Origin of the sequence: Pseudacidovorax sp. NFM-22 (assembly GCF_021401245.1) — a bacterium.
Lineage (GTDB): Bacteria > Pseudomonadota > Gammaproteobacteria > Burkholderiales > Burkholderiaceae_C > Xenophilus.
This window is the reverse complement of the sequence record NZ_JACBFY010000002.1, coordinates 467,425-480,175: the sequence shown is the minus strand read 5'-3', so window position 1 is coordinate 480,175 and position 12,751 is coordinate 467,425. Positions and strand designations below refer to the sequence as shown.

The following is a 12,751-nucleotide window of genomic DNA, read 5'->3' as shown; positions in this document are numbered from 1 at the left end:
TGGCGCTTGCAGGCGGGCCGCTGAGGCAGGAACAGGGCATGCCGCGGCCAGCCGCGGCGTGATGACGAGGCGGGCCCGCGAGGGGCCCGATCGGAAACGAGAGAGACGGAGAAGATCATGAAGAAGGCACTCAAGAAGACCGTGGCGCGCATGGTGCGGGACGCCTGGCGCCTGGAGGCGCTGGAGCCGCGCGTGCTGCTGTCGGCAGACCCGGTGCTGGGCGTGTTGCCCGTGGTCATGCCGGACGACCAGGGCCATGGCCAGGCCCTGCACGGCGCCTACGACTTCGATGCCCCGGACGGCCAGGCGCCGGCCACGCCGCTGATCTCGCCCGAGGCCTACCAGGCGCTGGTCGAACAGCCGCGCCTGACGGCCGTGCCCGCCACCTTCTCCGTCGACAGCCAGGTCTTCGACGTCGGCAACCTCGCCAGCCAGGGCTACTTCGACAGCACGCTCGCGGTGGCGGCCAACGAGACGCTGTACGGCTCGGGCTCGCTCAACGTGGCGCTGCTCAACAGCGGCACCGTGAGCCCGGGACATTCGCCCGGCGTGCAGAACGTGCTGTCGTACACCCAGGCGGCCGGCGGCACGCTGGACATCCAGCTGGGCGGCAGCGCCGCCGGCACCGGCAGCGGCCACTACGACCAGCTCAACGTCAGCCAGCTGGCCACGCTGGACGGCAAGCTCAGCGTGAGCCTGATCGACGGCTTCCGGCCCACCGAGGGGCAGGAGTTCACCTTCCTCACCTACGGCCAGCTCAGCGGCAGCTTCGCCCACGGCACGGGCTTCGTCCAGGCCGCCGACGACCTGTACTTCACCATCGAGCAGCGGGCCGGCGACGGCGGCGGCGGCGCGCTGGTGCTGGTGGCCCACCAGCTCGACGGGGCCGCGGCCTTCCTGGTGGACGCGCTGGCCCAGACCACCGGCGGCACCACGGCCACCGACCGCATCGGCGAGTTCCTCAACCATTCCTACTTCGCCGACAACCAGAGCGTGGCCTTCAGCGGCGCGGTGGACCTGGGCCAGGGCCTGAGCCTGTCCGGCGACTTCCAGCTGGGCCACACCGCCCACCTGCTGCTCGGCGAGGGCGCCGATCAGGGCTACTACGACGTCTTCACGCTGTCGCTGGCCGGCGGCAGCGGCTACCTGGGCCTGGACGCGGCCGACAGCCAGGCGCCCGGCCTGGCGTTCAGCGGTGCCGACGTGGGCATCGTCTTCATCGCCGCCACCGACGGCAGCGACCGCGGCTGGGTGATGGCGCAGGGCCAGGCCAGCGGCGCCAGCCTGCAGGGCGTGGCCATGCAGCTGGACGCGACCCAGCTCACGCTGGAGTTCAGCCTGGGCCTGGGCGCCGGCAACAGCGGCAGCCTGGACCTGCACAACACGCCGCTGCACATCACCGACGCGCAGCAGCAGGTGCTCTACACCTTCGACGGCACCGGCTCGGACAGCAACGCCGCCACCCTCGCCGGCCATGCCAGCCTGACCGTGGCGAGCGACCTGCGCCTGGAAGGCGACATGGGCTTCTCGGTGGCCGACGGCACGCTGCAGGCCGCGGGGCAGGACATCAGCGCCCGGCTGCAGGCCGGCGGCATGGCGGTGGGCATCGACCACGGGGCCTTCGGCCTGGTGGTCGACGGCGACGGGCTGATCGCGCTGGAGGCCTCGGGCCGCGCCTTCCTGCAGGGCGGCGACTTCGCCTCGGTCAGCGCCGACTCGGCCACGCTGCGCTTCAACCAGCAGGCGCAGGCGCTCACCGGCCATGCGCTGGCCTTCGGTGACTTCGCCTACACCTTCTCCGACCTGCCGGGCCACAGCGCGGCCACGGTGGGCATCTACGGCCTGCAGGCCGTGGTGGGCGGCAGCATCGCCATCCATGGCGACTTCTTCTTCCAGCCCGGGGCCGACGGCGCCATGGCCATCGTGGCCAGCAAGGCCTCGGTCGCGCTGCGCAGCGGCGCCTTCGATGCCGGCGTGACCGACGCCGACGTCGGCCTGCTCGTGCTGGCCGGCGGTGGCGGCACCGTGCTGGAGGCCACGGGCGGCATCGACGTCGCCCTGGGCGCGGACGTCACGCTGGCCGCGGCCGTGGCCAGCGTGCGCTGGAACAGCACCGCCGCCGATGCCAGCGGCACCGTGGTCGACGCCGCGGGCGGCAGCCACACCTTCGGCGATGGCCTGCTCGCCGGCGTGCAGGAAGTGGCCGTCAGCCAGGGCCTGCTCGAAGTCGCCGGCTTCTTCAGCGCCACCGGCGACTTCGCGCTGCACAAGGGCACGGCGCAGATCGTGCTGGCCGGCGATCCCGACACGCCGGTGCTGGCCGACGTGCTCACGCTGGGCGCCAGCCACCTGGACGCCAGCGCCGGCCTGCTGGGCACCGCCTTCGGCCTGCAGATGACGGGCGTGGAATTCGCGCTCGCCCTCATGAGCGCCCGCAGCGATGCGAGCCGCACCTGGACCGGCCTCAAGGCCTCGGCCGAGACCGTCTCGCTGCAGGGCGTGCCGGGCGTCTCGGCCAGCGGCAGCCAGTTCGGCATCACCATCAACCGCGCCGGCCGCGCGGGCGACCCCGTGGCCGACCTGGCCCGCAGCCCGCTGCGCGTGGCCACCGGCGCCGACGGCGGCGAGGTCGTGCTCGACATGGACGGCGCCGCCGGTGAACTGCTGCATGCGCAGGGCACGCTGGACCTGTCGCTCTTCGGCTTCCTGCAGGCGCAGGGCACCGTCTCGGTGGACCGGCGCAGCGAATCGGTGGTGCTGGCCGACGGCAGCGTGGTCGATGCGCAGCTGCTGGCCATCGGCCTGCAGGACGCGGCCGGCCATGTGGGCATCGGCGGCGTGGGCTTCGACCTGGCCGGTGCCGACCTGGGCCTGGCGCTGCTGGCCGACTCGGCCGATGCCAGCCGCACCTGGGTCAGCGCCCAGGCCACGCTGGGCGCGGCCAGCCTGAGCGGCATCGACGGCCTCGCGCTGTCCGGCCGCGACCTGGGCCTGGCCATCAATCAGGCCGGCCGCCAGGGCGACGCCGTGGTGGACTACCTGGCCCATGGCCTGACGGTGGGCGAGGGCGCCCAGGCCGTGGCGCTGGACATGGACGGGCGCGACGGCACCCTGCTGCAGGTCGGCGGCCACCTCGACCTGCAGGCCTTCGGCTTCTTCAGCGCCGAGGGCGACTTCGCCCTGCGCAAGAGCAGCCAGACCGTGGTGCTGGCCGACGTGGCCGCCACGGCCGACGTGGACGAATCGGCCACGCCGGTGCAGGTGGACATGCTCAGCCTGGGCGGGCGCGGCATCGCCGCCTTCGCGGGGGTGCGCGACGGCCAGGCCGACGCCTTCGGCCTGCGCCTGTCGGACGTGGACTTCGCGCTGGCGCTGCTGAGCGAAGCCGGCGCGGGCGCGCAGGCGCGCCACTGGAGCAGCCTGCAGGCCCGCGTGGGCGAGGCCGCCTGGGTGGGCATCGACGGCTTCGCGCTGTCGGGCAGCGGGCTGTCCATCGAGATCAACCGCGCCGCCGCCGACGGCAGCCTGGTGGACTACGCGAGCGGCCGCACCCAGCTGGCCGTTCCCGTGGCCACCGGCACCACCGTGGCCCTGGCCATGGACGGCAGCGAAGGCGAACTGCTGCGCGCCAGCGGCCACCTGCGCGTGGACGCCTTCGGCTTCCTGCAGCTCGAAGGCGACTTCGCCCTGGCCAAGTCCACCCAGACGCTCACGCTGGCCGACCACAGCCAGGTGCGGGCCGATCTGCTCACCCTGGGCGGGCACGACCTGCAGGCCTTCGCCGGCACCGGCGGCGGCACCGCCCAGGCGCTGGGGCTGCAGCTGTCGGGCGTGGACTTCGCGCTGGCCCTGTCCACCGAGCAGGTGGCGGCCGGCCAGCCGGCACGCAGCTGGACCAGCCTGCAGGCCCGGGCCGACGGCGCCGCGCTCACCGGCGTGGACGGGCTCACGGCCGCCGGCGAAGACCTGCGCCTGGCCATCAACCGCGCCTCCTCCGGCCCGGTGGTCGACTTCTCCACCGGCGCCACCGCACTCGCGCTCGACACCGGCGCCGGCCGCCTGGCCTTCGACATGGACGGTGCCGAGGGGGCCATCACCCGCGCCGCCGGCACGCTGCGGCTGGACGTCTTCGGCTTCTTCCAGGCCAGCGGCAGCTTCGCGCTGGAAAGCTACGACACCACGCTGCACACCGCCGACCGGGCCGGCACCGCCGCCGACGAGTCGGGCGACGTGCAGGTGCACCTGCTGACGCTGGGCGCCAAGGACCTGGAGGCCTTCGCCGGCGTCGGCGGCACCGGCTTCGGTCTGTCGGGCGTGGACCTGGCGCTGGCCCTGGCCACCGAGAAGACCGCCGCCGGCCAGGGCACGCCGGCGCGCCATTGGAGCGTGCTGCAGGCCACTGCGGGCACGGCCGGCTTCACCGGGCTCGACGGCTTCAGCGCCAGCGGGCAGGACCTGTCCGTCGCCATCAACCGCGCCGCCGCCGATGGCGTGGTGCTCGACTTCTCGGGCAGCCATGGCCTGGCCGTGGACACCGGCGCCGACACCGGATTCACCCTGTCCCTGGACGGCAGCGAAGGCGCCGTCACCCGCGCTGCGGGCAACCTCACGCTCGACCTCTTCGGCTTCGTGCAGCTCGAAGGCGACTTCGCCTTCAACCGCAGCAGCGGCACCGTCACCCTGGCCGACGAGGACCACACCCAGGTCGGCGTCGACCTGCTCACCGTCGGCGCGGCCCATGCGCGCGGCTTTGCCGGCCTGGCCGGCGGCAGCAGCGACGCCATCGGCCTGCGCTTCGACGACGTCGGCTTCGGCCTGGTGCTGGCCACCGAGCAGCTGCAGGCCGCAGGCGGCACGGCCCGCCACTGGAGCGCGCTGGAGGCCAGCGCCGGCAGCGCCGCCTTCATCGGCGTCGAGGGGCTGGTGGCCACCGTCAGCCAGGTCGAGCTGCGCATCAACCGCGCCGATGCCGATGGCGTGGTGGTCGACTGGGCGGCGCAGCCGCTGCCCGTGGCCACCGGCCCCGACAGCACGCGCACGCTGGACTTCGCCGGCAGCGCCGGCGAGCTGCTCGAAGCCGCGGCCCACATCGAGCTCGATGTCTTCGACTTCTTCGCCGTGGAAGGCGACTTCGCGCTGCAGAGCAAGCGCCAGGACCTGACCCTGTCCGATGGCAGCGTCATCCATGCCGACACCCTCACGCTGGGCGGCGCCGGCCTGTCCGCCTTTGCCGGCCTGCATGGCGGCAGCGACGACGCGCTGGGCCTGCGGCTGGGCCAGGCCGACTTCGGCCTGCTGCTGGCCACCGACCGCGATGCGCCGGCCCGCCACTTCACCAGCCTGCAGGCCAGCGCCGAGCTGGCCGACTTCGTGGGGCTCGACGGCGTGACCATCGCCGGCTCCGACCTGCAGGTGCAGATCAACCGCGGCATGCCCATCCCGGCGGTGGATGCCAGCACCGAGACGCAGAACGCGCAGTGGCGCCTGCAGCTGGCCGCCGGCACCGCCGGCACGCTGGACCTGGACTACGGCGGCCACCAGGCGCAGCTCGCGCTGGACGGCCGCGAAAGCAGCAGCGCCCTCATCGCCCTGCTCACCGGTGCGCTCGAAGGGCTCACGGGCATCGGCCAGGGCAACGTGAAGGTCAGCGGTTCGCGGGCCGAAGGCTTCACCATCGAGCTCGTCGGCGCCCTGGCGGGGGCCGAGGCCCAGGCGTTGACGGTGCAGGCCCATGCCGCGCCGGTCACGGTCACCGTGGACACCGCGGCCGAGGCCACGGCCGGCGCCAGCGAGGTCAAGCAGATCGTCATCGAGGCCGAGCGCGTGCCCGCGCCGCCCGTGAGCATCGGCATCGCGCAGGTGGTGGCGGCCACGGCCGGCGCCGACGAGGTCAAGCAGCTGCTCTTCACCACGCCCTATTCGTCCCGGGGCACCTACACCCTCGAGATCGACGGCGTCGCCGGCGCGCGCACGCTGACCTTCGTGGGCAACGACGTCACCAACAACGCGCGCTACATCCACGATGCGCTGGTCGGCCTGCTGGGCGCCGCCGACGGCGACGTGCAGGTCCGCTTCGACACCCAGAGCCAGGGGGGCCACCGCTACACCATCCGCTTCCTCGGCGCACTGGCCGGTACCGACATCGGCGACCTGATCGTCACCGAGGCCCTGTCGGGCGACGTGGTGCCGCTGAACATCCGCCAGGGTGGCGGCGGCTCGGGCGAGGTGCAGCGCATCGCCGTCGACACCACGGCCACCGGCCACTACACGCTGTCGCTGGCCTACGGCGGCCGCACCTACACCACCGCGGCGCTGGCCTTCGACGCCGACGCGCAGGCGGTGGAGGACGCCCTCAACGCCGCCTTCGCCGCCATCGGCGGCGAGGTGAGCGTCGGCACCACGGCCGGCGGCGCGCTGCTGGTGCAGTTTGGCGGCGTCTTCGTCGGCCAGGACGTGGCCACCCTGCGCAGCCAGGTGAGCGTGGACGAGACGCGCCCCTCGGGCAGCTTCACCATCGAATACGCCGGCGTGCGCACCGGCCCCATCGCCTACAGCGACGACCCGGCCACCCAGGCCGCGGCCATCGAGGCCGCGCTGCTCGCCCTGGACGCCTTCGCGCCCGGCGACCTGCAGGTGACCTACAACGCCAATGCCTCGGGCAGCCGCTTCGCCAGCTACGACGTGGTCTTCACCGGTGACCGAGCCGACCAGGACGTCGGCGATTTCACCACCCACTTCGGCGACCTGGACCATGCCAGCGCCGCGCCCTTCAACCTCGTGCAGGGCCATGCCGCGGGCGCCGAGTCGCAGCGCGTGCACTTCGACACCCAGGCCACCAGCGGCGGCTTCACGCTGTCCTTCACCCACGGCGGCCAGACCTGGACCACCGGGCCGCTGGCCTTCGACAGCAGCCGCGCCGAGATCAATGCGGCGCTGGCCGCGGCCTTCGGTGCCCACATCGACGGGGCCCTGATCGAGGCCACCTTCTGGAACGGGCAGGACCTGGTGGTGCGCTTCGGCGGCAGCCTGGCCGGCGAGGACGTCGCGGCGCTGCAGGTGCAGGCCACGGCCGAGGTGCAGCAGCCCGTGCTGTCTCAGCTGCAGGACGGCTTCACCCACCACACGCCGGCCGAGCCGGCCGGCACGCTGGTCATCGACTTCGCGGCCCGGTCCGTGGACGCGGCGACCGGGCCCGGCGGCCAGGCCATGACGCTGGACATGGACGGCGCGCTGGGCGAGCTCACGCGCGTACAGGGCCACCTGGAGGTGGACCTGTACGGCTTCTTCCAGGCCGGGGGCGACTTCGCCATCGACCGCAGCAGCAGCCATGTGACGCTGGCCGACGGCAGCGATGTGGCCGTGGACCTGCTCACCCTGGGCGCGCACGACGCCCATGCCTTCGCCGGCCTGGACGGCGGGCATGCCGACGACCGGACCGGGCTGGTGCTGGACGGCGTGGACTTCGCGCTGGCGCTCGTCACCGACAAGCTGGACGCCCAGCGCCACTGGACCAGCCTCCAGGCCACCGCGGCCCAGGCCGAATGGGTGGGCACCGACGGCCTGACCCTTGCCGCCACCGGCCTCAGCGTCGCCATCAACCAGGCCAGCCGCGACGGCGACGCCGTGGTGGACTACGGCGACGGCGCCACCGCGCTGAACATCGCCACCGGGCCGAACACCGAGCTGGCGCTCGCGCTCGATGGCGACCAGGGCGAGTTGCTGCAGGCCAGCGGGCACCTGACCGTCGACGTGTTCGGTTTCTTCCGTGTGGAGGGTGATTTCGCCATCGAGAAAAGCAGCGCTGAGGTCACCCTGGCGAAGGCCAAGGACCAGACCGAAGCCGAGAAGGTCGAGGTCGACCTGCTCACGATTGGCGGCACGGGCGTCGACGCATTTGCCGGCATCAATGGCGGCACCAGCAGCGCGATGGGTCTGGAGCTGACTGGCGTCGAGTTCGGCCTGGCTTTGATGAGCCAGCAGATGGCCGCAGGCAGCACCACGCCCGCACGGACGTGGACGAGCTTGCAGGCAACGGCCACGAGCGCCGAGTTCAAGGGTGTGGACGGCCTGGAGTTGTCCGCGGGCGCCATTGCCGTGGCAGTGAACCAGGCCGGCAAGGCTGGCGACCAGGTGGTCGACTACGGCACTGGCAAGACCGAACTGAAGGTCGGCACCGGAACCGGCAGCGACCTCGAACTGACGTTGGACGGCAGCAAGGGCGAACTGCTGCAGGCCAGCGGTCACCTGACCGTTGACGTCTTCGGCTTCTTCCGCGTCGAGGGCGATTTCGCCATCGAGAAGAGCAGCGCTGAGGTCACCCTGGCGAAGGCCAAGGACCAGACCGAGGCGGAGAAGGTCGATGTCGACCTGCTCACGATTGGCGGCACGGGCGTGGATGCCTTCGCGGGCATCAACGGCGGCACGTCCAGCGCCATGGGTCTGGAACTGACCGGCGTCGAGTTCGGCCTGGCCCTGATGAGCCAGCAGATGGCGGCGGGCAGTACCACGCCCGCACGGACGTGGACGAGCTTGCAAGCAACGGCCACGAGCGCTGAGTTCAAGGGCGTAGACGGCCTGGAGCTGTCCGCGGGCGCCATTGCCGTGGCAGTGAACCAGGCGGGCAAGGCCGGCGACCAGGTGGTCGACTACGGCACTGGCAAGACCGAACTGAAGGTCGGCACTGGCACGGGCTCCGACCTCGAGTTGACGCTGGACGGCAGCAAGGGCGAACTGCTGCAGGCCAGCGGCCACCTGGCCGTCGACGTGTTCGGCTTCTTCCGCGTCGAGGGCGACTTTGCCATCGAGAAGAGCAGCGCTGAAGTCACGTTGGCGAAGGCCAAGGACCAGACCGAGGCGGAGAAGGTCGAGGTCGATCTGCTCACGATTGGCGGCACGGGCGTGGATGCCTTCGCGGGCATCAACGGCGGCACGTCCAGCGCCATGGGCCTGGAACTGACTGGCGTTGAATTCGGCCTGGCTTTGATGAGCCAGCAAATGGCGGCAGGCAGTACCACGCCCGCACGGACGTGGACGAGCCTGCAGGCAGCGGCCACGAGCGCCGAGTTCAAGGGTGTGGACGGCCTGGAGTTGTCCGCGGGCGCCATCGCCGTGGCAGTGAACCAGGCCGGCAAGGTCGGCGACCAAGTGGTCGACTACGGCGCCGGCAAGACGGAACTCAAGGTCGGCACCGGCACGGGCTCCGACCTCGAACTGACGCTCGACGGCAGCAAGGGCGAACTACTGCAGGCCAGCGGTCACCTGACCGTCGACGTGTTCGGCTTCTTCCGCGTCGAGGGCGACTTCGCCATCGAGAAGAGCAGTGCCGAAGTCACCCTGGCGAAGGCCGCGAACCAGACTGACGCCGAAAAGGTCGAGGTTGATCTGCTCACGATTGGCGGCACGGGTGTGGATGCCTTTGCGGGCGTCAATGGCGGCACCAGCAGCGCCATGGGCCTGGAACTGACTGGCGTTGAATTCGGCTTGGCTTTGATGAGCCAGCAGATGGCCGCGGGCAGTACCACGCCCGCGCGGACGTGGACGAGCTTGCAGGCAACGGCCACGAGTGCCGAGTTCAAGGGCGGGGACGGCCTGGAACTCTCGGCCGGCGCCATCGCTGTGGCGGTGAACCAGGCCGGCAAGGCCGGTGACCAAGTGGTCGACTACGGCGTCGGCAAGACCGAACTGAAGGTCGGTACGGGCACGGGCTCCGACCTCGAATTGACGCTGGACGGCAGCAAGGGCGAGCTGCTGCAGGCCAGCGGTCACCTGACCATCGACGTCTTCGGCTTCTTCCGCGTCGAAGGCGACTTCGCCATCGAGAAGAGCAGCACCGAAGTCACCCTGGCCAAGACCAAGGACCAGACCGACGCCGAGAAGGTCGAGGTCGACCTGCTGACCATCGGTGGCAGCGGCATCGATGCCTTTGCCGGTGTCAATGGCGGCAAGGCCAATGCCATGGGCCTGGCGCTGACGGACGTCGAATTCGGCCTGGCGCTGATGAGCCAGCAGATGGCCGCGGGCAGCACCACGCCCGCCCGCACCTGGACCAGCCTGCAGGCCTCGGCCGCCTCCGTGGCCTTCGTCGGCCTGGGCGACGACGTGACGGCCTCGGCCACGGACCTGATGGTGCGCATCAACCGCGCAGGCGTGCAGGGCGACCCGGTGGTCGACTATGCCGATGGCGCCACCGACCTGAAGATCGACGTGGGCGCCGACGCGCCGCTGGCGCTGGACATGGCGGGCAGCAAGGGCGAGATGACGCAGGCCGCCGGCCACATCGCGCTGGACATCTTCGGCTTCTTCCGCGTCAGCGGCGACTTCGCGGTCGAGAAGAGCACGGCCGACGTGCAGCTGGCCGCCAAGGGCACGGCCCAGCCCGAGAAGGTCGCCGTGGACGTGCTGACCATCGGCGGCGCCGGGGTCGACGCCTTCGCCGGCACCGGCAACGCGGGCCTGCAGCTGCAGGACGTGGACTTCGGCCTGGCGCTGATGACGCAGCAGTCGGTGCCCGGCCGCACCTGGACCACGCTGCAGGCCACCGCCGGCAGCGCCTCGGTGCAGGGCATGGGCAACCTGCAGCTGGACGCCACCGACACGCGGGTGCTGATCAACCAGGCCGGCCGCAACGGCGATGCCGTGGTCGACTACGCCAGCGGCGCCACCGAGCTGGCCGTGGCCACCGGCGATGGCGACCTGGCCTTCGACATGGCCGGCAACCTGGGCGAGCTGCTGCAGGTCAGCAGCCACCTCAAGCTGGACGTCGACGGCTTCTTCCAGGCCGAAGGCGACTTCGCGATCCAGACCAGCACCCGCACCGTCACCCTGGCCGACGGCACCGAGCAGGCGCCCGCCAGCCAGGTGAAGGTGGACGTGCTGACCATCGGCGGCCACGACGTGGACGCCTTCGCCGGCCTGCATGGCGGCCAGGCCGATGCCCTCGGCCTGGCGCTGCACCAGGTCACCTTCGGGCTGGCGCTGATGACCGAAGCCGCGCCGGCCCAGGGCAGCGCCGCACGCACCTGGACCAGCCTGCAGGCCACGGCCGGCAGCGCAGGCATGGTGGGCACGGGCGATCTCACGCTCACGGCCTCGGACGTGGCCGTCGCCATCAACAAGGCCGGCACCCCGGGCGGCGCCGTGGTCGACTACGCGGCCGGCGCCACCCAGCTCGCCGTGGTCACCGGCAGCGGCACCGACCTGCAGCTGAGCATGGACGGCGCCGACGGCGCGCTGCTGCAGGCCAGCGCCCACCTGGTGGTGGACCTGTACGGCTTCGTGCAGGTCGAGGGCGACTTCGCCATCGAGACCCGCACGGCCGAGGTGCGCCTGCAGGACCTGGCCTCCACGCCCGACGTGGACGAGGGCGCCCAGCCCGTGGCCGTGGACCTGCTGGCCATCGGCGCCCACAACGTGCATGCCTTCGCCGGCGTCAACGGCGGCACCAGCGACGCGCTGGGCATCGAACTCGACGGCGTGGACCTGGCCATCGCCCTGATGACCAGCCAGGCCGATCCGGCCCGCCGCTGGACGGCCGTGCAGGCCAGTGCCGATCAGGCGGCCTTCATCGGCATCGACGCCATCACCCTGGCGGCCACCGACGTGGGCATCGCCATCAACCGCGCCTCGGGCGCCGGCCAGCCGGTGGTGGACTTCGCCCGCATGGCCGAGCCGCTCACGGTGAACCTGGGCGGCGGCGAATCGCTGGCCTTCGACCTGGACGGCCAGGCCGGCAGCACCACGGCCGTGAACATCGGCCGCGCCACGCTCGCCATCTCCGACTACATCTACATCAGCGGCGGCTTCCACCTGGAGCAGCTGGCCACCACGCACGTGGACGTGGTCACCGGCCTGGCCGCCAACGGCGCCGGCCTGTCGCCTGCGCTGCGGGCCGGCCTGGCCAAGGTGCAGGGCCTGTCGGCCGACGACCGCCTCATCGACGACCTGGAGGTCTCGGCGCTGCTGCTCAGCGGCACCGACCTGGAGATCTTCGCGGGCCTGGGCCCCTACTTCATCGACAGCAACGGCAACGGCATCCGCGATGCCGGCGAGGCGCAGAATCCCGACGCCTTCGGCGTCAAGCTCGACGACATCGACGTCGGGCTGGTGATGTTCGACTCCACCCTCGCGGCGGACCCGGACTCGGTCATCCCCGACCTCTATGCCCTCAAGGTGAGCTGGGGCCAGGGCATCGACATCGACCTGGGCGGCATCTTCAAGTTCCAGACCCAGGGCCTGACCATCGACGTCAACCAGGGGGGCGCGTGGGCCGGCCAGCCCGCGGGCAGCGTGGCGCCCTACGTCGACTTCGCCAGCAGCTTCGAGGGCGGCCTGAAGGTGCCCACGGCCACCGGTACGCCCATCGTGCTGGACTACGACCGCGCCACCATCGCCGTCAGCCTGGCCCATGCGCTGCTGAACATCGGCGACTTCTTCCAGGTCGAGGGCAGCTTCGCCTTCGAGCGCACCACCACGCAGGTGGACGTGGCCACGGGCCTGTCGGCCGCCGACAGCTTCGGCGCCCTGGGCACCGACCTGGCCCGCTTCAAGGCGGCCGGGCTGCTGTCGGCCGACAACAGCCGCTTCACGCACCTGGCGGTGGACAGCATCACCATCGGCGCCGCCGACGTGCGCATCACCATCGGCGACCCGGACGACCCGTTCTTCACGCTCGACCACATCGACGTGGCCTTCGCGACCTTCCGCGCCAGCAAGAGGGTGGACGCCAACGGCGTGATCCCGCTCATGTACGCCA

Annotated in this window: 1 protein-coding gene (cut by a window edge); it reads left to right on the top strand. The window is 71.8% G+C overall.

The genetic code is table 11. The features are described from left to right. Positions 1-117 precede the first annotated feature (117 nt). On the top strand, positions 118-12,751 hold the 5' end (the start) of the coding sequence (locus L0984_RS07760) for an LEPR-XLL domain-containing protein (protein WP_234193142.1). 35,420 nt of this gene lie beyond the right edge of the window; the window shows 12,634 of its 48,054 coding nt (coding positions 1-12,634); its start codon is at positions 118-120; its stop codon lies off the right edge, out of view.